Source organism: Streptomyces sp. NPDC030862 (assembly GCF_055571835.1).
On the sequence record NZ_JBVIEN010000004.1, the window covers coordinates 422579 to 448232 of the forward strand.

Annotated in this window: 23 protein-coding genes; 12 read left to right on the top strand and 11 right to left on the bottom strand. The window is 73.9% G+C overall.

Going from position 1 to position 25654, the window contains the following annotated elements; all coding sequences use genetic code 11:
* Nucleotides 1-16 precede the first annotated feature (16 nt).
* Complete coding sequence (locus ACZ42X_RS13745; protein WP_468288378.1) at nucleotides 17-2188, top strand: hypothetical protein; 2172 nt, start codon at nucleotides 17-19, stop codon at nucleotides 2186-2188.
* On the opposite strand, the gene ACZ42X_RS13750 is transcribed toward ACZ42X_RS13745, so the two are convergent.
* Both ACZ42X_RS13750 and ACZ42X_RS13755 read right to left on the bottom strand, forming a co-directional pair.
* Nucleotides 2169-3134, bottom strand: a complete 966-nt coding sequence (locus ACZ42X_RS13750; protein ID WP_468288381.1) for a hypothetical protein — start codon at nucleotides 3132-3134, stop codon at nucleotides 2169-2171. The two genes, ACZ42X_RS13745 and ACZ42X_RS13750, sit on opposite strands and share 20 nt — an antisense overlap.
* The gene (locus tag ACZ42X_RS13755) at nucleotides 3038-4438 is read right to left on the bottom strand and encodes a flavin-dependent oxidoreductase (protein ID WP_468288383.1); all 1401 of its coding nucleotides are present in this window, start codon (nucleotides 4436-4438) and stop codon (nucleotides 3038-3040) included. The genes ACZ42X_RS13750 and ACZ42X_RS13755 overlap by 97 nt, the downstream gene beginning before the upstream one ends.
* Before the next feature lie 286 nt (nucleotides 4439-4724).
* Here ACZ42X_RS13755 and ACZ42X_RS13760 point away from each other — a divergent pair, with 286 nt between their 5' ends.
* Together ACZ42X_RS13760 and ACZ42X_RS13765 are read left to right on the top strand one after the other, a co-directional pair.
* Nucleotides 4725-5465, top strand: a complete 741-nt coding sequence (locus ACZ42X_RS13760) for a hypothetical protein (protein ID WP_468288386.1) — start codon at nucleotides 4725-4727, stop codon at nucleotides 5463-5465.
* Nucleotides 5466-5552: 87 nt separating this feature from the next.
* On the top strand, nucleotides 5553-6545 hold the full coding sequence (locus ACZ42X_RS13765) for a fibronectin type III domain-containing protein (protein ID WP_468288389.1): 993 nt from the start codon (nucleotides 5553-5555) through the stop codon (nucleotides 6543-6545).
* Between the two features lie 22 nt (nucleotides 6546-6567).
* Here the strand turns inward: ACZ42X_RS13765 and ACZ42X_RS13770 are convergent, their stop codons facing one another.
* Entirely contained in the window at nucleotides 6568-7164 is a 597-nt protein-coding gene (locus ACZ42X_RS13770; protein ID WP_468288392.1) for a TetR/AcrR family transcriptional regulator, read from the bottom strand.
* 65 nt (nucleotides 7165-7229) lie between these two features.
* On the opposite strand from ACZ42X_RS13770, the gene ACZ42X_RS13775 reads away from it, so the two are divergent.
* Nucleotides 7230-7628, top strand: a complete 399-nt coding sequence (locus tag ACZ42X_RS13775; protein ID WP_468288395.1) for a DUF6463 family protein — start codon at nucleotides 7230-7232, stop codon at nucleotides 7626-7628.
* Nucleotides 7629-7697: 69 nt separating this feature from the next.
* On the opposite strand, the gene aceB is transcribed toward ACZ42X_RS13775, so the two are convergent.
* The gene (aceB, locus tag ACZ42X_RS13780) at nucleotides 7698-9320 is read right to left on the bottom strand and encodes a malate synthase A (RefSeq protein ID WP_468288397.1); all 1623 of its coding nucleotides are present in this window, start codon (nucleotides 9318-9320) and stop codon (nucleotides 7698-7700) included.
* 240 nt (nucleotides 9321-9560) lie between these two features.
* Complete coding sequence (locus ACZ42X_RS13785; protein WP_468288400.1) at nucleotides 9561-10187, bottom strand: nucleotidyltransferase family protein; 627 nt, start codon at nucleotides 10185-10187, stop codon at nucleotides 9561-9563.
* 106 nt (nucleotides 10188-10293) lie between these two features.
* Between ACZ42X_RS13785 and ACZ42X_RS13790 the strand changes: the two genes are divergently transcribed.
* Together ACZ42X_RS13790 and ACZ42X_RS13795 are read left to right on the top strand one after the other, a co-directional pair.
* Nucleotides 10294-12129, top strand: a complete 1836-nt coding sequence (locus ACZ42X_RS13790) for a serine/threonine-protein kinase (protein ID WP_468288403.1) — start codon at nucleotides 10294-10296, stop codon at nucleotides 12127-12129.
* Between the two features lie 129 nt (nucleotides 12130-12258).
* On the top strand, nucleotides 12259-12621 hold the full coding sequence (locus tag ACZ42X_RS13795) for a DUF5955 family protein (protein ID WP_468288406.1): 363 nt from the start codon (nucleotides 12259-12261) through the stop codon (nucleotides 12619-12621).
* A gap of 136 nt (nucleotides 12622-12757) precedes the next feature.
* On the opposite strand, the gene ACZ42X_RS13800 is transcribed toward ACZ42X_RS13795, so the two are convergent.
* Together ACZ42X_RS13800 and ACZ42X_RS13805 are read right to left on the bottom strand one after the other, a co-directional pair.
* On the bottom strand, nucleotides 12758-13378 hold the full coding sequence (locus ACZ42X_RS13800; protein ID WP_468288409.1) for a response regulator: 621 nt from the start codon (nucleotides 13376-13378) through the stop codon (nucleotides 12758-12760).
* Nucleotides 13375-14571, bottom strand: coding sequence for a sensor histidine kinase (locus tag ACZ42X_RS13805; RefSeq protein WP_468288412.1), 1197 nt, complete (start codon nucleotides 14569-14571; stop codon nucleotides 13375-13377). Before ACZ42X_RS13805 ends, ACZ42X_RS13800 begins: the two co-directional genes overlap by 4 nt.
* 112 nt (nucleotides 14572-14683) lie before the next feature.
* On the opposite strand from ACZ42X_RS13805, the gene ACZ42X_RS13810 reads away from it, so the two are divergent.
* Together ACZ42X_RS13810 and ACZ42X_RS13815 are read left to right on the top strand one after the other, a co-directional pair.
* Complete coding sequence (locus tag ACZ42X_RS13810) at nucleotides 14684-15760, top strand: ABC transporter permease (protein ID WP_468288415.1); 1077 nt, start codon at nucleotides 14684-14686, stop codon at nucleotides 15758-15760.
* A gap of 5 nt (nucleotides 15761-15765) precedes the next feature.
* Nucleotides 15766-16455, top strand: coding sequence for an ABC transporter ATP-binding protein (locus tag ACZ42X_RS13815; RefSeq protein ID WP_468288785.1), 690 nt, complete (start codon nucleotides 15766-15768; stop codon nucleotides 16453-16455).
* Between the two features lie 57 nt (nucleotides 16456-16512).
* Here the strand turns inward: ACZ42X_RS13815 and ACZ42X_RS13820 are convergent, their stop codons facing one another.
* Nucleotides 16513-17325, bottom strand: coding sequence for an IclR family transcriptional regulator (locus tag ACZ42X_RS13820; RefSeq protein WP_361416220.1), 813 nt, complete (start codon nucleotides 17323-17325; stop codon nucleotides 16513-16515).
* A 376-nt stretch (nucleotides 17326-17701) separates the two neighbouring features.
* Between ACZ42X_RS13820 and allB the strand changes: the two genes are divergently transcribed.
* Together allB and alc are read left to right on the top strand one after the other, a co-directional pair.
* Complete coding sequence (allB, locus tag ACZ42X_RS13825) at nucleotides 17702-19054, top strand: allantoinase AllB (protein WP_468288419.1); 1353 nt, start codon at nucleotides 17702-17704, stop codon at nucleotides 19052-19054.
* A gap of 5 nt (nucleotides 19055-19059) precedes the next feature.
* On the top strand, nucleotides 19060-20172 hold the full coding sequence (gene alc / locus ACZ42X_RS13830; protein WP_468288422.1) for an allantoicase: 1113 nt from the start codon (nucleotides 19060-19062) through the stop codon (nucleotides 20170-20172).
* Nucleotides 20173-20400: 228 nt separating this feature from the next.
* Here the strand turns inward: alc and ACZ42X_RS13835 are convergent, their stop codons facing one another.
* Nucleotides 20401-21150: an SDR family oxidoreductase gene (locus ACZ42X_RS13835; RefSeq protein WP_468288425.1), complete on the bottom strand. Its 750-nt coding sequence runs from the start codon at nucleotides 21148-21150 to the stop codon at nucleotides 20401-20403.
* Nucleotides 21151-21363: 213 nt separating this feature from the next.
* On the opposite strand from ACZ42X_RS13835, the gene ACZ42X_RS13840 reads away from it, so the two are divergent.
* The gene (locus ACZ42X_RS13840; protein ID WP_468288788.1) at nucleotides 21364-21984 is read left to right on the top strand and encodes a dihydrofolate reductase family protein; all 621 of its coding nucleotides are present in this window, start codon (nucleotides 21364-21366) and stop codon (nucleotides 21982-21984) included.
* Nucleotides 21985-22027: 43 nt separating this feature from the next.
* Here the strand turns inward: ACZ42X_RS13840 and ACZ42X_RS13845 are convergent, their stop codons facing one another.
* The gene (locus tag ACZ42X_RS13845; protein ID WP_468288427.1) at nucleotides 22028-23452 is read right to left on the bottom strand and encodes a hypothetical protein; all 1425 of its coding nucleotides are present in this window, start codon (nucleotides 23450-23452) and stop codon (nucleotides 22028-22030) included.
* On the bottom strand, nucleotides 23449-24471 hold the full coding sequence (locus ACZ42X_RS13850) for a hypothetical protein (RefSeq protein ID WP_468288430.1): 1023 nt from the start codon (nucleotides 24469-24471) through the stop codon (nucleotides 23449-23451). Before ACZ42X_RS13850 ends, ACZ42X_RS13845 begins: the two co-directional genes overlap by 4 nt.
* A gap of 194 nt (nucleotides 24472-24665) precedes the next feature.
* Here ACZ42X_RS13850 and ACZ42X_RS13855 point away from each other — a divergent pair.
* Nucleotides 24666-25654, top strand: a 989-nt coding sequence (locus ACZ42X_RS13855; protein ID WP_468288433.1) for a DMT family transporter, incomplete at its 3' end; no start/stop codon positions are given.

Genomic DNA, 25654 nt, shown 5'->3' on the forward strand with positions numbered 1-25654 from the left:
CCCATACGCTCCGGGAGTGACCCGTACCACTGCCCTGAACACCGGACGTGACGACTTCCTCAGCTGGGCGGAGACGGAGCAGGGCGTCACCCTGCCTCTACGCCCGGCCGACGCCGTCCTCACGCTGCTGGCCCTGCGCGGCGCCGACCGGCGCGCGGGCGTGCCCGAGCCGACGCCGCAGCTCCTGCGCCACGTCCTCCACGAGGACCTGCCGGTGCTGCTCCACGCGACCCCGGACGAGCTCGCCGCCGTACCCCGCGTGCTCACCGCCCTCGCCGACCGGGTCCGTGCCGCGCACCGCCTGAACGCCAAGCGCCACGCCCGCCTCCTCGACGCCGTACAGGAGGCCGTGCCGGAGTACGAGCGGGCCATGAACGACCCCCTGAACCTGACCTGGCCCCGCTGGTACGCGTCCCTCCTCCGGGCCGACGGCACCGACCCGGACGACCCCGAAGCCGTACGGGCCTGGCTCGCCGCGTACGCGCGCACCCCACGCGCCGAGCGGCGGCAGCTTCCCCCGGAGGTGCCGCGCGCCGACGTGGCCGCCCGCACCTTCGCCGCCCAGGCGCTGCTCACCGAGGCGCTCCTGGACGCGTCCGCCCGCGACACCGGGGGCGCCACGCCCGCGGGCCGCCTGCTGCCCGGGCCCCTCCTCGACGCCGCGGGCCCCGACGAACTCGAGCGTCTCGCGGCCGAGCTCAGCGACCGCTGGACCGCCGCAGGGCTCGGCGAGGCGCTCGCCGGCCCGTGCGCCGACCTCGCGCCCGGCCCCGAGGCCCTGCCCCACATCGCCCTCGCGGACCGCCTGCTCGACGAACACCTCGACTACTACGGCGAATCCGGACTCCCGTTGCCGCCGCCGCCCGCGCTCCCCGCACCCGACGAGGTCCGGGGCCTGCTGCGGGCGGCCCCGCTCCCGGCCGCCCTCGCCGCGGGCGCCGACGACGACCTGAGCGAACTCGCCGAGCGCTGCGGCTTCCCCGAACCGGCCACCGCCGTCTGGAACGAGGGAACCCCGCAGGAGCTCACCGAACTCGCCGCCGACATCCTGGCCGCCACGGTGGAGCGCATCGCCGCCGCCGACGCGGAGGGGGAAGGAGAGGGGGAGGACGAGGACGAGTACGCCCTCGACGCGGCGCACGTCCTGTACTCCCTCTACGAACGCGGCGGCACCCCGGAGTCCGTCGCCCGCAAGGCCTCCGACGTCGCCGGCGGGCCACCGCTCCCGCCGGAGCTGGAGGACGCCCCGGCCGAGGTCCCCGACACGGCGCCGGCGGCCTATGAGACCCCCTCACCGGAGGAGCTGTCCGCCCTGCTCCACCGCCCCGGCCTCACCGAGGCCGACCGCGCCGCACTCGACGGCCACGCCCGCTCCCTGGCCGCCGTCGTGGACCGGCTCGCCGAGACCGGCTGCGTCTTCCGCACCGGCGACGCCTACGGCCTCACCCCGCTCGGCGACGCCGTCATGCGCCACCTGCTGACCGTGGCCCATGTCGCCGCCCCCGACCGGGACGCCGTCCTGACCTGGAAGGCGGACCGGGTCGTCACCGCCGTCGAGTACTGGCCGCCGGCCATCGCCGCCGCGACCCTCACCGCCTGGACGGACGGCCGGGGCGGCACCGACGACGCCTGGAGCGAGCTCCTCGCCGCCGTCTCCGCGTCCGCCCACCCCAGCTCCACCCTCTTCGCCCACCTCGCGCTCGCCGGCATCCCCGACGCCCCGCTCCGCGCCGCACTGACCGACCCGGCCGTGGGCGCCTACGCCCACCGCCTCCTCCGCGACCGCGGCGAGGAGGCCCCGTACGACCCGGTCCCGCTCACCGCCCGCGCTCTGCTCCTCCTGGACGACCTGCACACGCGCTGGACGGAGGACATGCGCGCCCTCATCGAGGCGGCCGCCGCTGAGGAGGAGGCCCACGAGCCGGAGCCGAAGCCGGAGCCGGAGCCGGAGCCGAAGCCGAAGCCGGAGCCCGCCCCGACGGCCCTGCTCGACGCCTTCGACGCGGCCGCCGCGGCCTGGCCCGGCGGCGCGACGGCCCTCGTCGACGCCCTCGCCGCCGCCCACCCCTCCGCGCTCGTCCTCCTGGACGACCTGCGCGCCCGCCACCCGGACAGCCGTGTCGCATCCCTGGCCGCCCGCGCGGTGAAGAACGCCCGCCGACGGTCGGCTACCGCGGGAAACCCGTGAGCGTGACGGTGTAGTCGTCGTGACCGGGCCGGTACGCCATGCAGTAGCGCGTCGGGTACCGGCCCGGGATCCGCCAGGAGCGCGGTTGGGGGACCGGGGCGCAGGCACGGTGACCGGGGGTCGTGCGAAGACCCGCCAGGAAGGCCTTCGTGAGCATCGGCTCCATGAAGATGATCTCGCCCGCGTAGGCGCCGTAGATGAAGGTGTGCCCGGACAGGGAGCCGACGTCAGGAGGGCGGCTGTCCAGGTGTTCGCCCATGGCGCCCTCGGACGTCTCCGGGCTGGAGGGCGGGTAGCCGGGCGGGAGGTGCTCGGCGGGGACGGGCGCGGCGGCCGTGGGGAGCTGGGCGCAGTCGATGAGCAGGGCGCAGCGGCCGAGGCGGATGCGGTCGCGGACCTCGCGCGGGACGAGGTAGAAGTGCACGTCGAAGTGGGGGACGTCGTAGCGGCCGTGGGGCTGGTGGCCCTCGGGGTTCCAGTTGAACAGGACCCACCGGAACGGCGTTCCCGGCCGGCCGCCGGGCGGCAGCGCCAGCTCCAGGCCGTGGCCGCCGACGCACTCGTGCGACGGGTGGACGCGCCCGTCGCCGTCCGCGTCCAGGCAGTGCTCGCCGTCGGTCGGCGCGGTGGGCAGGCCGGTCAGGGCGGAGGCGGTGAGGACGACACCCACGGAGCGCGGCCGGCCGCCTGCGGAGTCGGTGAACACCCGGATCCGGCCCTCGCCGAGTCGCGCCGCCGGGCCGTACCGGGTGCCGTCCCCTTCCACCACCGCGGCCCCGGGTACGGGCTGCCGCGCCGGAATCGTCATCGCCGCCGCCGGGAGCAGCGCGAGCAGCAGGGCCGCCGACGTCAGCCGGGGCCCGAGGGCGCGGAGGGCGCGGCGGGAGGGGCGAGAGCCGGGGGAGTGGACGGAGCCGACGGAGCGGCGGGGGTGGACGAAGCGCATGCGGAAGCCGTTCGTGCCGGGACGCTCCAGGAGGAGCGTGCGTTGAGCCCCGCCGCGTCCACGCCGGTGACCTTGCGCGTGCAGGACCTGATGTCCGCCAGCTTGTGATCCGGCAGGACCTCGCGAATGTCGGAGAAGCCGTCCGGGGCAAGCATCTCCACCTGATGGAGCAGCGGGTCCGGCTCCAGCCGCCGGTGCGCGGCCAGCAGCGTGCTGGTCTCCGGGCGACGTATGGCGTCGTACCGCGCCAGCGCCTCGTCCACGTCGTGGTGGGCGAGCAGGTACGCCAGGACGCGCGCGTCGACGATGGCCTGGGACGCTCCGTTGGAGCCGGTCGGGTACAGCGGGTGGGCCGCGTCGCCCAGCAGGACGACCCGGCCGTCGACCCAGCTCGGCAGCGGGTCCCGGTCGATCATCGGGTACCGCAGCACGCGCGGCGCCGCCGCGATCGTGGCGTGGAGGTCCAGGAAGGGGACGCGCCAGCCGGCCAGGTGCGGCAGGACGACGCCGGGGGGCACGGCCGCGTCCCAGTCGGCGGGCGGCACCGTGGCGGGGCCGCCGCCGGGGCGGGTCTCCACGACCCAGTTCAGCGTGGACCGGCCGGACGCGTCCGGCGGTGAGACCGGGTAGACGACGGCCTTCACGCGGGAGTTGCAGCCCACGATGACCATCGTCCGCCCGTCCAGGAACGGCGGCGCGTGGCTCAGACCGCGCCACATGCACACGCCGTTCCAGATCGGCGGCCCCTCGTGCGGGTACATCGCCGCCCGGACGGCCGAGTTGATCCCGTCCGCGCCGATGAGCAGGTCGCAGGTGTACGGGGCCGGGTCCCCGGCCGCGTACGCTCGCACCCGCCGCCGCGTCCGGCCGGCCGGGTCCTGCTCGTACCCGGTCAGGCGCCTGCCCGTGACCACGGCGTGCGGACCGAGCCGCCGCCGCACCTCCCGCAGCAGCACCTCCTGGAGCCGGGCCCGGTGCACCGAGTACTGCGGCCAGTGGTAGCCGGCGGCCCGGCCGCGCGGCTCCGACCAGATCAGGCCGCCGTAGCGGTGGTGGTACTCCAACCGGGCCGTGGCGACCGCCCGTGACGCGAGGTCCTCGCCCAGGCCGAGCTCGGTGAGCTCCCGTACGGCGGCGGGCTGGAGGTTGATGCCCGCGCCGACGGCCCGCAGGCGCGGGCACGACTCCACGACCACGACGTCGTCCAGACCCGCCGCATGGAGGCTGAGTGCGGTCGTCAGCCCGCCGATCCCGGCACCCGCGATCAGAATCCGGGGAGAATTCTTTCCGCTGTGTGGCGTCATGTATGGCGTCATTTTCAACAGCCCTCCCAGGAGGTCCCCCATCAAAAATGCGGGTGGATCCGAAAAGGCACAAACGCAGACCGGAGCAGCTCGGCGTTCGTGCCCGTCGCCCGGGGGTCCTTCACTCGATCGGTCTAGACCCGTGTGCCGCCTAACGTGTGACGTGCTTTTAATTGAGCGTCGGCAACAGAAAGGCTGCGACATGAATCACGTGGCATTCGACGCGTGCGACATCCAGCGCCTCCAGCATGCTGTTGACTACGCACATCATGCGTCCAGGAGCACCGTGGAGACCCTTCTCCCGCCCTGGATGCCCGGCGCGCTGAAACAGGAAATCAAGAACCAGTGCATTGTGTCGCACTGTGCGACACTGTTGTTCCCCGCCTCCGAAGAATCGGCCGTCGAGTACTTCAGAGAAAATGGCTGGCGGGCGGCGGCGGTAATTCCGAGTGTTCTGGTGAAGCGCCGGCTCGTCGAGCGCCACGGGCTGCCGGAAGATGCGCGAATACTCGTCACGCGCCTGAGTGTGACCACCAATCCAGGGCCGCAGGTGGAGATATTCCTCTTTCCGCGATCCAGCCCGGGATACCGCCCGGAGGTCGCCGAGGAGGAGCGCGCCCACGGCTTCGAGAACCACGTGGGCCTCTTCCTGGACCAGCCCCAGCCCGCCGCGCTCGCCGCCCTGGCGGACCGGCTGGAGGGCGCGGGCTCGATGGTGTACGAGGGCTCCGCGCACAACCCCCACGAGAACACCACCATGCTGTACTTCGCGCCCGCCGCCCGCGTGGCGCGCGTGCGCCGCCGCTTCCCCCGGTGGGAACTGCAGTGCGCCGGCGATCTGACCGCGGTCGCCGAGGCCCGCCCCGTTCGGGCCGACGCGGTCGAGCGTGCCTACGCCGCGCTGCGCGAGAACTCCGCGACGACGATCTTCACGGCCCCGCTGGCATCGCCGTCGGCCTCGTCGACCCCGTCGGCCGCGCCAGGCTCGTCGGCCGTGCAGGCGCCCGTCGCCTCGACCCGCGCCTGAGATCCCGAGGGGCTCCGGGGTCTTGCCGCCCGGCCGCACCTGTGCCATATAGGTCTGGACCAATACTCCGGACCTGGAGGCCCGACCGTGCGACGCCCCTCCTCCCTCGCCGCCACCCCGGTCCGCGTGGCCGCCCTCCTGCTGGGCGCGAGCGTGAGCGTGAGCGCGTGCACCGCCGCCGCGCCCGACCGGGACAAGGACACCGGGCGCCCCTCGGCGCCCACCGGGGTGACGGCACAGGCGGGGAGCGCCACCTCCGTCCATGTGATGTGGCAGCCGGCCTCCGACGACACCGCGGTCACCGGATACGACGTGTACGAGCGGGGCCGCAAGGTCAGGAGCCTGCCGGCCGCCAGGACCATGGTGGACGTCGACCACCTCGCGCCCTCGACCGCGTACAGCTTCACCGTCCGCGCCCGCGACGCCGCCGGGAACGTCTCCGCGCCGAGTGCCCCCGTCCCGGTGACCACCCCCGCGCCCACGCCCGACGACCGCACCGCGCCCTCCCGGCCCTCGGGCCTGCGCGGCGCCGCCGACGGCAGCCGCGCGGCGACCCTGACCTGGCGGCCCGCCTCGGACGACCGGGCGGTCACGGCGTACGACGTCTACCAGGAGGACTCCCGTATCCACAGCGTCGCCGGCACCGCCACCACGGCCCGCCTCACCGGCCTGCGCCCCGGGACGGTCTACACCTTCACCGTCCGCGCCCGCGACGCCGCCGAGAACTCCTCGCCCGACAGCGACGCCGTCGACCTCACCACCGCCCCCGCGCCCGGCGCGCGCCCCGTCACCGCCCCCACGGACCTCGCGGCCACCGCGCTCAAGGGTGGCGAGATCCGGCTCACCTGGACTCCGCCGCGCACCGACGGCGGCGCTCCGGTCAAGGAGCACCAGCTGTACCTCAACGGCAGGTTCGCCACCACGATCGTCTGGGGCGCGCAGCCGCCGCCCGGCACGGCGACGTACGCCTTCACCGTCACCGACCGGCCCGGCACCCGCTACAGCGTCAAGCTCCGCGCCAAGCTGCCGGACGGCACCTGGGGCGACTTCTCCGCCCAGCGCACGGTGGTCGTGGCCTGACCGGGCCGGGCCGCCCGGTCGGTCAGACCGTCCCCGACAGCAGGGCGCTCGCCACCGTCTCCGCGACCGTACGGGCGAACTGCGGCGCCTTGTCGCGGTCTCCCATCAGCATCAGCAGCCAGACGAAGACCGGCCCGACCAGCAGCGCCTGCACGGTGGCCGGGTCGGGCAGCCCGGTCAGCTCACCGCGCGCCACGGCCCGCTGGAGCACCTCCGTCACGAGGAGCCGCTCGCGGGTGAGGAAGGTCTCCGAGAACCGGACCGCGAGGGCGGAGTCGCCGTAGATGTCCGCGAGCAGCCCGGCGAGCACGTCCATCGGCGCCGAGCCGAGCTGTGCGGCGATGGTCCCGCAGAGCGCGGCCAGGTCCCCGCGCAGGGAGCCGGTGTCCGGCGGCGCCTGCTCCCGCATGTCGTGCACCACCGCCGAGAAGATCATCTCCTGCTTGGTCGCGTACCGCCGGTAGATCGCGGCCTTCCCCACCCCGGCCCGCTCCGCCACCGCGCTGACGGTGAGGCCGACGTACCCGCGCTCGACCAGCAGCTCCCGGGTGGCGCGGACGATCGCGTGATCCACCTGGCTGTCCCGGGGGCGCCCGACTCCTTGTTTGGGGGTGATCATGGGCCTACTATACGGAACCGCTAGTATCGAAACTAGCGGTTCCGTAATACGTGTGGGGGGTTGGAATGATCAAGTGGGCTGGCCGCATCTTCGTGTTCCTGGGGGTCGTGCACACGCTCGGCGCGCTGGTCCCGACGTTCCCGCGCTACGCGGGTGACTGGTTCACCGGGGAGCTGTGGCCGCTCAAGGAGCAGCTCGTCGAGATGGGCCCGGCCATGGGCGCCTTCTGGCTGACCGTCGGCAGCTTCGGCGTCCCGCTCTTCGTCGTCGGCCTGCTGGTGCTCTGGCTGGACCGCCGGGGCATCGTGCCGCCGTTGTTCGTCGCGTGGACGCTGGGGATCTGGTCCGTGTTCGGCGCCGTGATGGTCGAGTTCGCGCCCTGGCCGCTGGTCTGGGTCGCCGTCGGGCTGCTGGTCGCCGGAGCCCGGCGCGCCGGGCGGGTGCCGGTGGCGCCGGCCGCCTGAGCCGGTCCCGGACATGGCTCCGCCCCCGGCGCTGTGCGGCGCCGGGGGCGGAGTGACCGGGTGGCGGCGTCAGCCGACCAGCTGCTCGTACGCGGGCAGCGTGAGGAAGTCCGCGTAGTCCGCGTCCAGCGAGACCTTCAGGAGCAGGTCGTGGGCCTCCTGCCACCTGCCGGCCGCGAAGGCCTCCTCGCCGATCTCCTCGCGGATCGCGGCGAGCTCCTCGGCGGCGACCTTGCGGGCCAGCTCGGCGGTGGCCTCCTCGCCGTTCTCGAAGACGACACCGGCGTTGATCCACTGCCAGATCTGCGAGCGCGAGATCTCGGCGGTCGCCGCGTCCTCCATCAGATTGAAGATGGCCACCGCGCCGAGGCCGCGCAGCCACGCCTCGATGTAGCGGATGCCGACCTGGACGGCGTTGCGCAGGCCCTCGTACGTCGGCTTCGCGTCGAGCGAGTCGATGGCGATGAGGTCGCCGGGCGCCACGGAGACGTCCTCGCGCAGGCGGTCCTTCTGGTTGGGCCTGTCGCCCAGCACCGCGTCGAAGGAGGCCATCGCGATCGGGACCAGGTCGGGGTGGGCGACCCAGGAGCCGTCGAAGCCGTCGTTCGCCTCGCGGTCCTTGTCCGCCTTGACCTTCTCGAAGGCGACCTTGTTGACCTCGGGGTCCTTGCGGGACGGGATGAACGCCGCCATGCCGCCGATCGCGTGCGCGCCCCGCTTGTGGCAGGTGCGCACCAGCAGCTCGGTGTACGCGCGCATGAACGGCGCCGTCATCGTCACCGCGTTGCGGTCCGGCAGGACGAACTTGGCCCCGCCGTCACGGAAGTTCTTGACGATGGAGAACAGGTAGTCCCAGCGGCCCGCGTTGAGGCCCGCGGCGTGGTCGCGGAGCTCGTAGAGGATCTCCTCCATCTCGTACGCCGCCGTGATCGTCTCGATCAGGACGGTCGCGCGGACGGTGCCCTGCGGGATGCCGACGTAGTCCTGCGCGAAGACGAAGATGTCGTTCCAGAGGCGGGCCTCCAGGTGCGACTCCGTCTTCGGGAGGTAGAAGTACGGCCCCTTGCCCAGGTCGATCAGGCGCTGGGCGTTGTGGAAGAAGTACAGGCCGAAGTCGACCAGCGCGCCGGGGACCGGGCGCCCGTCGAAGCGCAGGTGGCGCTCCTCCAGGTGCCAGCCGCGCGGACGCATGACGACCGTCGCGAGCTGGTCGGCCGGCTTGAGGGCGTACGACTTGCCGGTGCGCGGGTCGGTGAAGTCGATGCGCCGCTCGTAGGCGTCGATCAGGTTGAGCTGGCCGAGGACGACGTTCTCCCACGTGGGGGCGGAGGCGTCCTCGAAGTCGGCGAGCCAGACCTTGGCGCCCGAGTTGAGGGCGTTGATGGTCATCTTGCGGTCGGTCGGACCGGTGATCTCGACGCGGCGGTCGTTCAGCGCGGCCGGGGCCGGCGCGACCTTCCAGCTGTCGTCCTCACGGAGCTGTGCGGTCTCCGGGAGGAAGTCGAGCGTGCTGGTGCGGGCGATCTCGGCGCGGCGCTCCACGCGGCGGGCGAGGAGCTCGTCACGCCGGGGCGTGAACCGCCGGTGCAGCTCGGCCACGAAGGCCAGGGCCGCGTCGGTCAGGACCTCGTCCTGCCGGGGCAGGGGCTCGGCTTCGACGATGGCCAGCGGAGACGGCGCTGGTGCGGACATGAGCTGTCACTTCCTTCAGCGGGGGCTTTGGCGCGGCGCCATGCCGCGGCCGCCGGGCGTACGCGCGCGGCACTGAGTGCCGTGGGAGCCGAGATACGGTCACGGGCGCCTTCTGACGGTCGGGTGCTTCTGAACAGTGGATACTAGTTTCCTCATAGTGGAAGTTCAATGGTCTGTTGATGTCGAGATTCTCTGGGTCGACACAACGTGGCTCTGGGTGCCACCTCGTACACACGGCGTTCACTCCAGCCGCGCGAGATCCGCCGCGGTGTCGATGTCGTAGGCCTCCGCGACGTCCCCGCACTCCACGAGAGCGATCGCCGCCTCGTGCTCCCGCAGGTAGGCGCGTGCCCCCCGGTCGCCCTCCGCACTCGCCCTCACCTCCGCCCACCGGTCCGCCCCGAACAGCACCGGATGACCGCGCTTCCCGTCGTACGCGGCCGCCACCAGCGCGTTCCGCGCGCCGGACGTGCCGTACGCGCCCACCACCCGGGCCACCGCCTCCGCCCCGATCCCCGGCTGGTCCACCAGGGACACCACGACCGCGTCCGCGCCCGAACCGGCCAGCGACTCCAGCCCCGCGCGCAGCGACGAGCCCATGCCCCGCTCCCACTCCGGGTTGTCCACCAGGACGCACCCGGGCAGCGACGCCCGCTCCCGTACGGCGCCGGCGGCGGCCCCCAGCACCACGTGCACCACCGCGCAGCCGCCCTCGCGCAGCACCCGCACCGCGTGCTCCACCAGGGGGCGGCCCCGGTGCTCCAGCAGCGCCTTGGGCCGGCCGCCGAGCCTGCGGCCGCCGCCCGCGGCGAGCAGCAGTCCGGCGACGACGGCTTCGCGTGGTGTCTCTTCCCTGGTCTCATCCATGGGGAGTGCATACCTCATGACGCGGTCCCGCCCCGGCTTGGATAGGGTGCGGCTTTCGGCATTGGCGTGGGTGCGGTGCCAAGTCCTGGTCAGGAGACATGGGTTGATGAGTGGTGCTCCGCGTGGGGGAAGCGGCGGAACGGTCTTCCAGCCGCTCGAGGAGGGCGATCCGCGGTCCGTGGCCGGCTACCGGCTGTCCGCCCGGCTCGGCGCCGGCGGCATGGGTGCCGTGTACCTGTCGTACACCCCGGGCGGCCGCCCGGTCGCCATCAAGGTGATCCGGCCCGACTTCGCCGAGGACGCGGAATTCCGCCGCCGCTTCGCGCAGGAGGTGCGGGCGGCGCAACGAGTCCAGGGGCTGTACACCGCGCCCGTCATCGACGCCGACACCGACGCGCGCCGCCCCTGGCTCGCCACGGCGTACGTGCCCGGGCCGTCCCTCGCCGACGCCGTACGGGCCCACGGGCCGCTGCCCGTCGACACCGTCCTGCTGCTGGTCGCCGGGATCGCCGAGGCCCTCCAGGTCATCCACGGCGCGGGCATCGTCCACCGCGACCTCAAGCCCGCCAACGTCCTGCTCGCCGCGGACGGTCCGCGCGTCATCGACTTCGGCATCGCGCGCGCCGCCGACGCCACCTCGCTCACCGGCAGCGGCGTCACCATCGGCACCCCGTCCTTCATGGCGCCGGAACAGGCGGCGGGCCGCGAGGTCACCACCGCCACCGACGTCTTCGCGCTCGGCCAGGTCGCGGCGTACGCGGCGACCGGCAGCCCGGCCTTCGGCGAGGGCACCTCGCACGGGGTGCTGTACCGGATCGTCCACGAGGAGCCGGACCTCACCGGAGTGCCCGACCGGCTGCGGGAGTTGGTGACCCGCTGCCTGGACAAGGACCCGGCCGCCCGGCCGTCCGTCGCCGAGCTGCTCGCCCTGTGCCAGGGGGCCAGCGACCAGACCGCCCTGCGCCGCCCCGACGAGTGGCTGCCCGGCGCGGTCGCCGCGGACATCACCACCCGCACCGCGGCCCCCGCCCCGGCGGCGGCCACGACGCCGCCGCCCCCGGCGACGCCGCCGACCGTCGTACCGCCGACGGCCCCGGCCGCTCCGGCCGCTCCGGCCGCCGCGCCGCACCCTCCGACGGCTCCGGCGGCCCACGCCGCGCCTCCGCAGGGCTTCGGCCCGCCCGTACCGCTGCCACAGCAACCGCAGCAGCCCCAGCAGTACGCACCCGCGCACGCGCCGACGCCCGTGCCCGGCATGCCCGCGCCCACGGTGACGCCCGCACCCGTGCCCGCGACCGCCCGTAAGGCGTCGTCCTCCCGTACCGTCCTCGTCGCCGCCGTGGCCGCGGTGCTCGCCTTCGCCGTCGCGGGCGGCGTGACCGCCTTCTACCTGCTCAAGGGCGACGACGGTACGAAGCGCACGCAGGCGCGCGAACAGCCGGCCGCCCAGGGCGGCGACGACACCGGGGCGGACGACGGTGCCGCGGCCGGACACGAGACCCCGGCGGCCGCCGACCCCGCCAAGCCGTCCGGCCCGGCCACACCGCCCAAGGCCCCCGAGCCGGTGACGTACAAGGCGATCGACCTGCCGAGCGGGTACGAGGTGTCCCTCGCCGACGACCCCGTGAAGCCCAAGAACGGCAGCACCGGCTACGACCTCAGCTACAGCCTCGGCCTCTCCGCCAACGACGGCGGCCGCCTCGTCCTCCTGCGCAACGGCCAGGACCCGTCGCTGGCGACGTGCACGAGCGAGACGCGGTTCGCCACCTACATCTCCCAGGACATGCTGTCCAAGGGCTCGCGCCTCTGCCTGCAGACGAGCGCCGGGGACGTGGCCCTCGTCACGGTCCAGGGCTTCCCGCCCGAGTCCGACCCCAGCGACTACATCACCCTGGACCTGACCGTCTGGCGTGGGGCGATGGACGTCGAACAGGCGAGCTGAGGGACCTCCCCCCGTGTGGCGCGCGCCGGTGCGCGGACCGTTAATCTGTCCGCAACCGTCCGGTATCCGACCACCACCGCGGCGGGTGCGAGACCGCACAGGGGTGTGCGTGTGAGGGGGAAGAGAGCAGTGTTGCGAAGCATGGGGCAGAAGGGTGCGACGGGCGCAGGCTCCGGAACCGGCGAGGGCGCGGAGGACCCGCGGGTCACGGAGCTGCGCTCCGCCGTCGCCCGCCTGCGGCGCGAGCTGGCCGCGCACCCCGCGGAGTTCCTGGACCGCGGGATCGCCGAGGAGGAACTGGCCGCACTCGCCGCGATGGCCCGCGGCGGCGCCCCCGAGGTCCCGCGCCTGCGCCGCTCACTGCTCCTGATCGCCGGTGCGGTCGGCTCGGTGAGCGCCCTGGGTGCCGCCCTCACCGGCGTGCGCAACGCCGTGGAGCTCTTCGGCGGACCGGCGGGACCGTCGGGACCGGCGGGGCCGTCGGGCCCGTGATACGGGGTCGGGGTCGGTACGGGAGACGGGCGTGCTTGCGGAGGCGTCACGCGCCATGGGATCCATAGGCCGCCCGCGACGTCGACGGACGCTTCTGCCCGTGGTGCTCGGGGACGGCAGCGCCGCCGAGCGCGCCTCAGCGGCGGATCAGCCGCCGCTCCCTCGCCGCCGCCACTGCCGCCGTGCGCGAGTCCACGCCCAGCTTCGCGAAGACGTGCACCAGGTGCGACTTCACCGTCGCCTGGCTCAGGAAGAGCCGCTTGCTGATCTGCTGGTTGGACAGGCCCTCGCCCACCAGCTGCAGCACCTCCAGCTCGCGCCTGGTCAGCGCCTGCGCCGGGGTGCGCATCCGGTCCATCAGCCGGTGCGCGACGGCCGGCGCCAGCGCCGACTGCCCGGCCGCCGCCGTGCGCACCGCCGCCGACAGTTCCTCCGGGGGCGCGTCCTTGAGGAGGTAGCCGCTCGCGCCCGCCTCGACGGCCGCGAGGATGTCGGCGTCCGTGTCGTACGTCGTCAGCACGAGCACCCGGGGCGCGCCGGCGCGGGCGGTGATGGCCGCCGTCGCCTCCGCGCCGTCCATCCCGGGCCCGAAGCGCAGGTCCATCAGGACCACGTCCGCGTCCGGTGCCAGCTCCACGGCGCGCTCGGCCGTCGCGGCCTCGGCGACCACGGTGAAGTCGGGCTCCGTGTCGAGGACGGCCCGCAGACCGGCCCGTACGACGGGATGGTCGTCCGCGAGCAGCAGGCGGATCGTCATGCGGCCGCCTCCCGGGGCAGGGGCACCGACGGCAGCGGGAGGGCCACGGCGACGGCCGTGCCCTGGCCCGGCGCGGACTCCACGGTGAAGGACCCGCCGAGCGACTCCGCCCGCGAGCGCATCGCCGGGAGCCCGAAACCGCCGCTCGGAGAGGGGGCGCAGGCGCCCGGGTCGAAGCCCTTGCCGTCGTCGACCACGTCCAGCGTGACCGAGGCGTCCATGAAGGTCAGCGTGATCTCGGCACGCGCGGCACCCGCGTGCCGCACCGTGTTGGCCAGCGCCGACTGGGCGATCCGCAGCAGCGCCACCTCGTACGGCGTGGGCAGCGGCTGCGGCGTACCGCTCACGGAGAACCGCACCCGGGGTCCCGGCTCCGGTCCCGGTCCCGGCCCCGGCTCGCAGAGCCGCTCCAGGGCCGCCGCCAGCGAGCCGCGTTCCAGGTCGGCCGGCGCCAGCGCCCGGACGAACCGCCGCGCCTCCGCCAGGTTGTCCTGCGCGGCGTGGCGCGCCCGCTCGATGTGCGCGGCGGCCGGGGAGCCGTCCGGCAGGGCGCGCTCGGCGGCCCGCAGCAGCAGCTGGATGGAGGAGAGGCCCTGTGCGAGCGTGTCGTGGATCTCGCGTGCCAGCCGCTCCCGTTCCGCGAGCGTGCCCGCGTGCCGCTCCGCCGCCGCCAGCTCGGCCCGGGTCGCGATCAGCTCCTCGATGAGCCGCCTGCGCCGCTCGCTCTCGCGGTACAGCGCCTGGTAGCCCAGCACCGTCGCCACCGCGACCGCCGCCCCCAGCAGCGGCCCGATGAACGCCCCCGGGTTCAGCGGCGCGCCGTGGTGGACGTACGACAGGATCGCCGCGCCCGCGGTGGCGGCCACGGCCGGCAGGGACCACCGCACCGGCAGCAGGTGCAGGTGCAGGAAGTAGAGGGGGAACGCCGCCCACAGCCCGTCGGGGGTGAGACCCAGCAGCCCCAGCCAGGCCGCGCTCAGCACGCCCAGCCACAGCGCGGCGGCCGGCGCCGAGGTGCGTACGGGTGGCAGGACCGAGCCCGCCGCGTACACCGCGCCCATCACCGCGGCCGCCGCCACCACGGCCGGGTCGCCGGAGGACCGCAGCGCGGCGAGGGCCAGCAGCCCCGCCAGCAGCAGATGGAGACAGAGGCGCAGCACGCGCAGGACGGGGGTGAGGGAACGCGGATCCATGACCCGTCCAGGGTAGGTGCCGACGCCCCCGCCGCCCTCAACCGAAAGTTTGACGCGGGGGCCGTCCGACGCGCGATGCGGTGACCGGCGGAGCGTCGGCAGGCTGGGCGTCATGTTCGTGGCATGGAGAGATCTGCGGTTCGCCAAGGGGCGGTTCGCGCTGATGGGCACGGTGATCGTGTTGATCACCCTGCTGGTGGGGCTGTTGTCGGGCCTGACGGCCGGGCTCGCACGGGAGAACGTCTCGGCGATCACCGGGCTGCCCGCCGACCGGCTCGCCTTCGCGGCCCCGCCCCCCGGCCGGTCGGTGTCCTTCGCCGAGTCGGCCGTCCCGGAGAGCGCCTGGCGCGCCTGGTCCCGGCAGCCCGGCGTCACCGCCGCCGAACCGGTGGGCATCAGCACCCTGAACGCCACCACCGCGGGCGGCCGCACGGCGGCCGTCTCCGCCTTCGGTACGGCCCCGGGCGCCGGGATCGCCCCCGAGAGCGCGAAGCTCGGGCCCGGGAAGGCGGTCCTGTCGCGGTCGGCCGCCGACGAGCTCGGCGGGGCCGGGCCCGGTGACCGCGTACGGCTGGGATCCCGGGACCTGGCCGTGGTGGCGGTCGCGGGCGACGCCTCGTACAGCCATACGCCGGTGGTGTGGACGTCCCTGGCCGACTGGCACGCCATGGGGCCGGGGCGTACGGGGGCGACGGTCGTCGCCCTGCGGGGCGCGGGGATCGACGTGGCGGCGGGGGACCGGGCCGCCGGTACGCGGACGCTCGGCGTCGACGAGGCGCTCACCGCCATCGGCTCCTACCAGGCGGAGAACGGCTCGCTCCAGCTGATGCGCGGCTTCCTCTTCGCGATCTCGGCGCTCGTCATCGGAGCCTTCTTCACGGTGTGGACGATCCAGCGCGGCGGCGACGTGGCCGTGCTGAAGGCGCTCGGTGCCTCCACGCCGTACCTGCTGAAGGACGCCCTCGGGCAGGCGGCGCTGATGCTGGCCGGCGGGACGCTGCTCGGGACCGCGCTCGCGGTCGGCGTCGGCGCGCTGGTGAGCGGGGGCGACGTGCCCTTCGTCCTGGAGCCGGTGACCGTCCTGGGCCCGGCCGCTGTGATGATCGTCCTGGGAATGCTCGGAGCCGCCCTGTCCATCCGGCGGATCACCGCCGTCGACCCGCTGACCGCGCTGGGGAGCGCCCGATGACCACGATGAGCCTTGCCCTCGACGACGTGACCCTGACCTATCCGGACGGCGACGGCCGGGTCACCGCGCTCGACTCCGTCTCGCTCGCCGTGCCGCCGGGCACCCTCACGGCGGTCGTCGGACCCTCCGGCTCCGGCAAGTCCAGCCTGCTCGCCGTGGCCGCGACGCTGGTGACGCCCGACCGGGGGCGCGTGGTCGTCGCCGGGACCGACACCGGCATCCTCGACCGGGCGGGCAGGGCGGCCCTGCGGCGTGAGCACATCGGGATCGTGTTCCAGCAGCCGAACCTGCTGCCGTCGCTCACGGCCGCCGAGCAGCTGGTCGTGATGGCCCACCTGTCGGGCCGGCGCAACCGCGCGGCCGCCCGGGCGCGGGCCCTGGAGCTGCTGGACGCGGTGGGCCTCGCCGACCAGGCCGGGCGGCGGCCGCACCAGCTCTCCGGCGGTCAGCGCCAGCGCGTGAACATCGCGCGGGCGCTGATGAACGACCCGGCCGTGCTGCTGGTCGACGAGCCGACCAGCGCGCTGGACCACGAGCGGGGCGCGGCGGTCCTGGACCTGCTGGTCACGCTGACCCGGGCGCGCTCCACGGCCACCGTGCTGGTGACGCACGACCGCGCCCACCTCGACCGGACGGACCGCACGGTGACGGTCCGGGACGGCCGGCTGTCCGAGCGGCGGCCGGTACGGCTCTGAGGCTCAGCCGTGCCGGTACGGCTCTGAGGTTCAGCCGTGCCGGTACGGCTCTGAGGTTCAGCCCTGGCCGTTGGCGGCGGCGGTGTTCGCCAGGGCCGTCGACAGGTCCTGCGCGACCTCCTGCAGGATCGGGACGATCTTCTCCGTCGCCGCCTCCGTCACCCGGCCCGCGGGCCCGGAGATGGAGATCGCGGCGGCGGTGGGGGAGTCGGGCACCGAGACCGCGATGCAGCGCACCCCGATCTCCTGCTCGCTGTCGTCGACCGCGAACCCCGCCTCCCGCACCTGCACCAGGGCGTCGAGGAAGCCCTCCGGCGTGGTGATGGTCTTCTCCGTCGCGGCCGGCATCCCGGTACGGGCGAGCAGCGCGCGGACCTCCTCCGGCGGGGTGTGCGCCAGGAGCGCCTTGCCCACGCCGGTGGAATGCGGCAGCACGCGCCGGCCGACCTCGGTGAACATGCGCATCGAGTGCTTGGAGGGCACCTGCGCCACGTACACGATCTCGTCGCCGTCGAGCAGCGCCATGTTCGCGGTCTCGCCGGTCTCCTCGACCAGGCGGGCGAGGTACGGGCGGGCCCACGTGCCGAGCAGTCGCGCCGCGGACTCGCCGAGGCGGATGAGGCGGGGGCCGAGGGCGTACCGCCGGTTGGGCTGCTGGCGCACGTAGCCGCAGGCGACCAGCGTGCGCATCAGGCGGTGGATGGTGGGCAGCGGCAGCCCGCTGCTGGAGGAGAGCTCGCTCAGACCGACCTCGCCCCCGGCGTCGGCCATCCGCTCCAGGAGGTCGAAGGCACGCTCGAGGGACTGCACGCCGCCGGTCGCGGAGGCGGGCTTGGCGGCGTCGGTGGTGCTGGCGCTGGACGTCGGCACGGCACGGTCCTTTCGGGGCGGATGGGCAAGTCAGCAGCCTACCGGGCCGTCCGGCCGGGCACATCGCCCGCAGTGGGACGTCTTTGCCGGTCAGGGGCCGTTTGTCCGGGTGCTCGCCGGGATCGGTGGCTGCTCGCCGGACCTCCCTCTGTGGGTAGCTACGTTCCCTTGAATGAAATTATCTTTCCACTTCATGGAAACATCCAAGCCGCCTCCGCGCCACCGGGCCGGGCCCTCGGGGACCTCTTGACGGCACCGGATCGGAGGGGAAGACTCCCTCACAAGCTTCAACAGTTCGTTGAAGTTGAGATGTGTGCCGTGTGCCTTGCCTGTGCCTGTGCCTGTGCCGTGGGCTTGTCGGCGTTGGACGATGTGAATGGAGAACGACGGGAACGTGGACGTGAACCTGGTACTGCGCTCGACGCGCGTCATCACCCCCGAGGGGACGCGCGCCGCCTCGGTCGCCGTCGCCGACGGCAAGATCGCGGCGGTGCTGCCGTACGACGCCGAGGTGCCCGCCGGCGCCCGCCTGGAGGACGTCGGCGACGACGTCGTCCTCCCCGGCCTCGTCGACACCCACGTCCACGTGAACGACCCGGGCCGCACCGAGTGGGAGGGCTTCTGGACCGCCACCCGCGCGGCCGCGGCCGGCGGCATCACCACCCTCATCGACATGCCGCTCAACTCCCTCCCGCCCACCACGACCGTCGACAACCTCCGCACCAAGCAGGAGGTGGCCCGCCCCAAGGCCCACATCGACGTCGGCTTCTGGGGCGGCGCCCTGCCCGACAACGTCAAGGACCTGCGGCCCCTGCACGACGCCGGCGTCTTCGGCTTCAAGTGCTTCCTGTCGCCGTCCGGCGTGGACGAGTTCCCGCAGCTCGACCAGGAGCAGCTGACCGCCTCGCTCGCCGAGATCGCCGGCTTCGGCGGCCTGATGATCGTGCACGCCGAGGACCCGCACCACCTGGACGCGGCCCCGCAGAAGAACTCCCCGAAGTACGCCGACTTCCTCGCCTCCCGGCCGCGCGACGCCGAGAACACCGCCATCGAGAACCTGATCAACCAGGCCCGGCGGCTGAACGCCCGCGTGCACGTCCTGCACCTCTCCTCCAGCGACGCGCTGCCGATGATCGCCGCCGCCCGCCGCGAGGGCGTCCAGATCACCGTCGAGACCTGCCCGCACTTCCTCACCCTCACGGCCGAGGAGATCCCGGACGGGGCGACGGAGTTCAAGTGCTGCCCGCCCATCCGCGAGGCGAGCAACCAGGACGCCCTGTGGGAAGGCCTCGCGGACGGGACGATCGACTGCATCGTCTCCGACCACTCGCCCTCCACCGCCGACCTCAAGACCCCCGACTTCGCCACCGCGTGGGGCGGCATCTCCTCCCTCCAGCTGGGCCTGCCCGCCATCTGGACCGAGGCCCGCCGCCGCGGCCGCAGCCTCGAGGACGTCGTCCGCTGGATGTCCACCGCCCCGGCCCGGCTCGCGGGCCTCGGCCAGAAGGGCGCCATCGAAGCGGGCCGGGACGCCGACTTCGCCGTCCTCGCGCCCGACGAGACCTTCACCGTCGACCCCGCCGAGCTCCAGCACCGCAACCGGGTCACGGCGTACGCGGGCAAGACCCTGCACGGCGTCGTGAAGTCCACCTGGCTGCGCGGTGAGCGCATCGCCGACAACGGCACCCTGGCCGAGCCGAGTGGCCGGCTCCTCGAAAGGACCAAGTGACACCCGTGACCGCCATACCCAGCTTCACCGGCGACGCGAACCCCTACGGCGGCGGCGACCCGTACGCCGACTACCGCACCGCCGACTTCGCCTTCACCAGCCTGGTCGACCTGGCCGACCGCCGCCTCGGCGCGGGCGTCATCGCCGCCAACGACGAGTTCTTCGCCGAGCGCGAGAACATGCTCAAGCCCGAGCCCGCCGAGTTCGACCCCGAGCACTTCGGCCACAAGGGCAAGATCATGGACGGCTGGGAGACCCGCCGCCGCCGCGGCGTCTCCGCCGACGAGCCGCACCCGACCGCCGAGGACCACGACTGGGCGCTCGTACGCCTCGGCGCGCCCGGCGTCGTACGCGGCATCGTCGTCGACACCGCCCACTTCCGCGGCAACTACCCGCAGGCCGTCTCCATCGAGGCGACTTCGGTGGCCGGCTCCCCGTCGCCCGAGGCCCTCCTCGCCCCCGACGTGAAGTGGACGACGCTCGTCCCGCGCACCGCCATCGGCGGCCACGCGGCCAACGGCTTCGCCGTCGACGTCGAGCAGCGCTTCACGCACCTGCGCGTCAACCAGCACCCCGACGGCGGCATCGCCCGCCTGCGCGTCTACGGCGAGGTCGCCCCCGACCCGGCGTGGCTCGGCGTGCTCGGCACCTTCGACGTCGTCGCGCTGGAGAACGGCGGCCGCGTCGAGGACGCCTCCGACCGCTTCTACTCGCCGGCCACCAACACCATCCAGCCGGGCCGCTCCCGCAAGATGGACGACGGCTGGGAGACCCGCCGCCGCCGCGACAAGGGCAACGACTGGATCCGCTACCAGCTGGTCGAGCAGTCCGCGATCCGCGCGGTCGAGATCGACACCGCGTACCTCAAGGGCAACAGCGCAGGCTGGGCGGCCCTGTCCGTACGCGACGGCGAGAGCGGCGAGTGGACCGAGTTCCTGTCGCGCACCCGCCTCCAGCCGGACACCAACCACCGGTTCGTCCTGCCGGAGCCGGTCGTGGGCACCCACGTCCGCATCGACATCTACCCCGACGGCGGCATCTCCCGCCTGCGGCTGTTCGGCTCGCTGACGGACGAGGGCGCGAAGCGCCTCACCGCCCGCCACGAGGAGCTCAGCTGACCGTATGACCCGGGCAGCACGACACCTGCCCGCACGCGAGCGGCGCACCGGCCCGACAGCACCGGTGCGCCCTCGCGCCCTTTCCACGCCTGCGGCTCCGGCACGCCCGGACCCTATGCGCGCACGCCCTGCTCGCGGCTTCCGCGACCGCCGTGCGTGCTGCTCCCCGTGCCTGCTGCTCCAGGCGCCCGCAGCGCCCGCCGCCTTCGTGGGGCCCGGCCGCGCCCGCTACGCCGCGTGGCCGCCGTCCACCGCGAACTCGGCGCCCGTCACGTACCCCGCCTCCTCGCCGGCGAGGTACGCCACCATCGACGCCACCTCGTCCGGCGCGCCGAAGCGCCCCAGCGCCGTCATCGCGCGCTGGCCGTCCGCGTACGGGCCGTCCGCCGGATTCAGGTCCGTGTCGACGGGCCCCGGGTGGACCACGTTCGCCGTGATGCCCCGGCCGCCGAGCTCCCGCGCCAGCGCCTTGGTCAGGCCGGACAGCGCGGACTTGCTCATCGCGTAGAGCGTTCCGCCGGGCCCCGGCACGCGGTGGGTCATGCACGTACCGATGGTCACGATCCGCCCGCCCCGTGCCATGCGCGCCGCCCCCGCCTGCGAGGCCAGGAACACGCCGCGGACGTTCACCGCGAGGACCCGGTCCACGTCCGCGAGCGTCAGGCTCTCCAGCGGGCCGAGCACCCCGACCCCCGCGTTGTTCACCAGCACGTCGAGCCGCCCGCCGCCCAGCGCCTCGGCGGCGCGCTCCACCGCGCCCGCCGCCGCCGACGCGTCGGCCGCGTCCGCGCGCAGGGCGATCCCGCACCGCCCGGTCGCCTCGATCCTCCGTACGACCTCCCGGGCCGCGTCCTCATCGCGTACGTAGGTGAGGGCGACGTCCGCGCCCTCCCGGGCCAGCCGCAGCGCGATCGCGGCGCCGATGCCGCGGCTGCCGCCGGTGACCAGAGCGGTCCTGCCGTTCAAGGTGGCCTCCATGCCGTCGTCCTCCGTGCTTCCTTCGGAAGTGGTTGCGCGGTCAATCACATCCGAGGGACCGCCGTACCGCTGGCGGCGATCGGACACGGAGATCCACTGCCGGCCGAAGGGCGACTTCCGGCCGCGGGCGCGGTCCGGCCATGTGACGGACGATGAAGGAGGACCTGCTGAGAAAGGTCTGATGAGACGGGCCTGATGAGAAAGGCACCAGCCATGGCCAAGCTCACCCTCACCTCCTTCGTGACGCTCGACGGCGTGATGCAGGCCCCCGGCGGCCCCGACGAGGACCGCACCGACGGCTTCGCGTACGGCGGCTGGAGCGTGCCGTTCGTGGACGAGGAGTTCGGGCGGTTCATCGACGAGGTCTTCCAGCGGGTGGACTGCTTCCTCCTCGGCCGGCGGACGTACGAGATCTTCGCCTCGTACTGGCCCAAGGTCACCGACGAGAGCGATCCCGTCGCGAGCCGCCTCAACACCCTGCCCAAGTACGTGGTCTCCACGACCCTCGACACGGCCGACTGGCACAACTCCACCGTGATCAAAGGCGACCTGACCGAGGAGGTGAACCGCCTCAAGCAGCGGCCCGGCCGCGAGATCCAGGTCCACGGCAGCGCCCGCCTCGCTCAGAGCCTCATCGCGCACGGGCTGGTCGACGAGATGAACCTCCTCGTCTACCCGGTCTTCCTCGGCAAGGGCCGCCGCCTCTTCCCCGACGGCGGGACCCCGACCGCCTTCGAGCTCACCGGCCACCGTACGACCACCACCGGCGTCACCATCCAGACCTACCGGACCGCCGGGCCCGCCCAGTTCGGCACCTTCCAGCCCGGGGAGTGAGGGCTCGCAGGGCGGAGCCTCGCCCCGGCGGAGCCGCCGTCCGCTAGAACCGCCCGCGCCGCGGCTCGCGGTAATCCTCGGTCGTCGCCGGACGGGACTTCCCCGCCCCCGGGGCGAGCACGAACGGCTCGCCGCCGTTGGTCACGGTGAACCGGTGGATCTCACCGCTGCCGGTGGTCACCGTCACCTCGGCGGTGAAGGCGAAGGTGGCCTGCTCGGCGTAGATCCCGCCCGTGACCGACGCCGTGTAGTGGCCATGGTGCTGCACCAGGGACATGACCTCCGTCCCGCTGTCGATCCATGGGAGCCGCTTCCCGGCTCCGTCGGTGGGCCGCCAGTTCGGGTCGTACTTCAACGAGCCGCTCGGGAACGGCCCCAGGGCGTGCAGGGTGTCGAGATACGCGGTGCGGTCCTCGACGGGGTATTCCCCGTCGTCCCTCCACTCCGGCCCCGCGCACCCGTAGTGATGGCGGGGCCCGGACGGCATCCGCACCCGATGGATCCGCAGGAACGCGTCAACCCGGAGGATCTCGTATGGCGCCGAGATCTGCAGCTCGAAGGGGGTGCGCCCGGCCATGGTTCCGCCCCGTGCGACGAGCGCCCTGCGCATGCGCTCGCAGGCCACGCCCGCCACATCCAGGTTCCCGTCGACGGCGGCCAGGGCGTCGACCTTCCGGTCCGTCTCCATGAGCCACCTGCCCTGGAACTGCTCCACCGGAGAGGCGATTCCGCGGACCGAGACGCCGCCCTTTTCCGCAGGGTCCCCGTGTGCGCGGGACAGGGGTATCCCCACCCGCTGGGCGAAGTCGATGTCCGCGTCGGACGCCAGGCGCGGCATGGGCGGGGCGATACGGAACGGCAGGCCGTCGTCATCGAGCCGTACGGTCCGGGACCGGCCGTCCTGAACCGTGTCCAGCTCGATCCACCACTCGCACGCACATGTGCGCGTCGTGACATGCAGGGTGCCGGTGGTGACGCCGCCGGCCCGTACGGAGCGCAGCACCCGTTTGTGCGGCGACGCGGTATCCAGCTCCAGGGTGTCGTGGTGGACGAAGGGCGCCCCCGCCGCCGGCGTGCCCGCGCAGCCCACGTCGTCCCCGCGGGGGGCGTCGATCCTCGGGCCCCTGACCACCCGGATGCCACGGATCACCACGGAGGATCCGGCCGGGGCGGAGACCGTGTACGCGACGGCCGCGGTCCCGCGCGGCACGGCCCGCTGCTCCGTGGCCCAGCGGAACAAGGCGCGGCAGCCCTCGGTCGGGGCCAAGGTGTCCTTGGGCGCCGCACCTGCCTCGGGCGGGACGGTGGCCGTCCACAACCCGCCCTTGCCCTGGAGGACCGGCGCACCCATGGCACGCGCGGCGGGCGGCTCGGCGGGCCCGGCGGGCCGGTGCAGCAGGCCGGCCGCGAGGGCCGAGCACACGGCGGCGACGGCGACGGCGACCGCCACGGCCGCAGCTCTCCTCATGACCGCACCCATGCGTTCTTCTGGAGATCGCAGCGGTAGCGGGGCTCGGTCTCGGCCGGGTCCGGAGCGAGGCGGAAGGGCCGGCCCGAATCGTCCACGAGGATGCTTCCCTTGCGGCCGGCCTGTTCGTACCGGACCTCGATGGCGAACTCGTACGTCCTGCTCCCGGCGAGGATGAGGATGTCGAAGATGCCGGGGTCGTCCTGCCTCGCGAGCTGGTACCTGGGATGCGGGTACTGGCCGAGGACCTTGCCGTCGGCGTCGAGCGCCATGGCCGGGATGTGCGGCTTGGCCAGGTCCAGGCGCACATAGCTCGGTTCGGCGGCGCCCTGCGGTCCCCCGCACGCATAGGACGGTCCGGGAGGGGCGGGCCGCTCGTCCAGGACGCGGGCGCGCACGGATGTGATCACCGCGGGTGCCTTGGCGAAGTTGAGCAGGGTCAGGCGTACGCGGATGGCCTGCGCGTGGACACCGCCGTCGCGCACCATGCCGTCCAGGTCGCCGAACGGGTCCTCCATGGCGAAGTTCAGGTCCGTGCGCGCGGTGGCCTCACCGGCGCGCACGATGCGCTTGTCCCGGCTGACGTCCCACCACATCTCCGAGTGCCCGCTCAGCCCGGCCGTGCCGGGGGCGGGCGCCTTGCTGGTCCAGGAGTCGAAATACACGGCGAGGAAGGCGGCGATGACCGCGCTGGCGACGATGCCGGTCAGCGTGGCGAGCACGGCCGGGCCCCGGGTGCGGACCTGCCGCACCACCCGCCCGCCCCGGTCGCCCGGTTCCTCCGAGCCCCGCGGGTCCTCCGCGTTCTCCGCGCCATCGGTGGCCTGGGCCTGGGCCGTGGGCGTGTCCGGCGTGTCCGGCACCTCCGGCGTCGTGGGAGGCTCCGGTGTCTCCGGTGTCTCCGGCGTCTCCGACCGGTCCGGCGTCGTCGGCGGCGCCTGCGCTTCCGGCTCCTCCGATCCCCCCGCGCCCGCGCCCGTACTCGTACTCGCCTGCGCTTCCCGTTCGAGCTCAGCCATCCCTACCCCCGTGGTGAAGAGAACGACGCTGCCATGGGCAACCCGTGCGTACGCAACTCTCTTTCCCCTCAAGGCGGTTCACGACCACACGCCACGGCGGGGTTTCCCGGCGGGCGGGGCGGACGGTACGGTGACCGTCCGCGTGCGAGCCGCCGACGCCTCCACACCACCCAGGCACCCTGGAGACCGGCCGCATGTCGTCGCTCGCCGCCCCCGCGCCCCCCTACGCCCGGAGGGCTTGGCTCACCGACCTGCCCGTGCTGCTCGTCGCGGCCGTCTGGGGCGGCAGCTACCTCGCCGCCAAGGGCATCACCACCGCGCACACCGTGATCGCGGTGCTGGTCCTGCGCTTCGCGGTGGTCCTGCCCGTGCTCGTCGCCGCCGGGTGGCGCGCGCTGCGCGCCCTGACGGCGGCCCAGTGGCGCGGGGCCGGCGTCCTCGGAGCCGTGCTGAGCGGCATCTTCCTGCTGGAGACGTACGGGGTCGTCCACACCTCCGCGACCAACGCCGGGCTCATCATCAGCCTCACCATGATCTTCACGCCGCTCGCCGAGGCGGCCCTGACCAGGATCCGCCCGTCCGGCTCCTTCCTGGCCGCCGCCGCCCTGTCGGTCGCGGGCGTGGTGCTGCTGACGCAGGGCGGCGGGCTCACCGCCCCCTCGGGCGGCGACCTGCTGATGCTGCTCGCCGCCCTCGCCCGTACGGTCCACGTCCTGGCCATGTCCCGTATCAAGGCCGTCCGGGACGCGGACGCGCTGTCGCTCACGACGGTCCAACTCGGCGGCGCGGTGGCCGTCTTCGCGCTGATCGCCGTCGCCGTGCCGGGGAGCGGCGCGTCGCCGTGGACGGTGGCGGCGGGCTTCGGGGTGAGGGAGTGGGCGGGGCTGCTCTTCCTCGCGGTCTTCTGCACGCTGTTCGCGTTCTTCGTGCAGATGTGGGCGGTACGCCGTACCTCGCCGTCCCGCGTGAGCCTGCTGCTCGGCACCGAGCCCCTGTGGGCGGCGGCGGCCGGTATCGCGGTCGCCCGCGAGCAGGTGGGCGCGGTGGGCATCGGCGGTGCCGTGCTCGTGCTCGCCGGGACGTGGTGGGGGAGGAGCGCCGCGGGGGCGAGGGGGGCGGAGGGGGAAACGGGGACCCGGGAAAAGGGGGCGGCCCGCCAGACACCACCACACCCCCCCAGGGA

Excerpts from the sequence above, each read along its gene's own strand:
- ACZ42X_RS13785 (WP_468288400.1), bottom strand. The coding sequence starts at position 10,187 with ATGGATGAGACCAGGGAAGAGACACCACGCGAAGCCGTCGTCGCCGGA.
- ACZ42X_RS13810 (WP_468288415.1), top strand. The coding sequence starts at position 14,684 with ATGTTCGTGGCATGGAGAGATCTGCGGTTCGCCAAGGGGCGGTTCGCG.
- ACZ42X_RS13850 (WP_468288430.1), bottom strand. The coding sequence starts at position 24,471 with ATGGCTGAGCTCGAACGGGAAGCGCAGGCGAGTACGAGTACGGGCGCG.
- ACZ42X_RS13835 (WP_468288425.1), bottom strand. The coding sequence starts at position 21,150 with ATGGAGGCCACCTTGAACGGCAGGACCGCTCTGGTCACCGGCGGCAGC.
- allB (WP_468288419.1), top strand. The coding sequence starts at position 17,702 with ATGGAGAACGACGGGAACGTGGACGTGAACCTGGTACTGCGCTCGACG.
- ACZ42X_RS13805 (WP_468288412.1), bottom strand. The coding sequence starts at position 14,571 with ATGGATCCGCGTTCCCTCACCCCCGTCCTGCGCGTGCTGCGCCTCTGT.
- ACZ42X_RS13755 (WP_468288383.1), bottom strand. The coding sequence starts at position 4,438 with ATGACGCCACACAGCGGAAAGAATTCTCCCCGGATTCTGATCGCGGGT.
- ACZ42X_RS13845 (WP_468288427.1), bottom strand. The coding sequence starts at position 23,452 with ATGAGGAGAGCTGCGGCCGTGGCGGTCGCCGTCGCCGTCGCCGCCGTG.
- ACZ42X_RS13800 (WP_468288409.1), bottom strand. The coding sequence starts at position 13,378 with ATGACGATCCGCCTGCTGCTCGCGGACGACCATCCCGTCGTACGGGCC.
- ACZ42X_RS13750 (WP_468288381.1), bottom strand. The coding sequence starts at position 3,134 with ATGCGCTTCGTCCACCCCCGCCGCTCCGTCGGCTCCGTCCACTCCCCC.
- ACZ42X_RS13790 (WP_468288403.1), top strand. The coding sequence starts at position 10,294 with ATGAGTGGTGCTCCGCGTGGGGGAAGCGGCGGAACGGTCTTCCAGCCG.
- ACZ42X_RS13770 (WP_468288392.1), bottom strand. The coding sequence starts at position 7,164 with ATGATCACCCCCAAACAAGGAGTCGGGCGCCCCCGGGACAGCCAGGTG.
- ACZ42X_RS13775 (WP_468288395.1), top strand. The coding sequence starts at position 7,230 with ATGATCAAGTGGGCTGGCCGCATCTTCGTGTTCCTGGGGGTCGTGCAC.
- ACZ42X_RS13840 (WP_468288788.1), top strand. The coding sequence starts at position 21,364 with ATGGCCAAGCTCACCCTCACCTCCTTCGTGACGCTCGACGGCGTGATG.
- aceB (WP_468288397.1), bottom strand. The coding sequence starts at position 9,320 with ATGTCCGCACCAGCGCCGTCTCCGCTGGCCATCGTCGAAGCCGAGCCC.
- ACZ42X_RS13815 (WP_468288785.1), top strand. The coding sequence starts at position 15,766 with ATGAGCCTTGCCCTCGACGACGTGACCCTGACCTATCCGGACGGCGAC.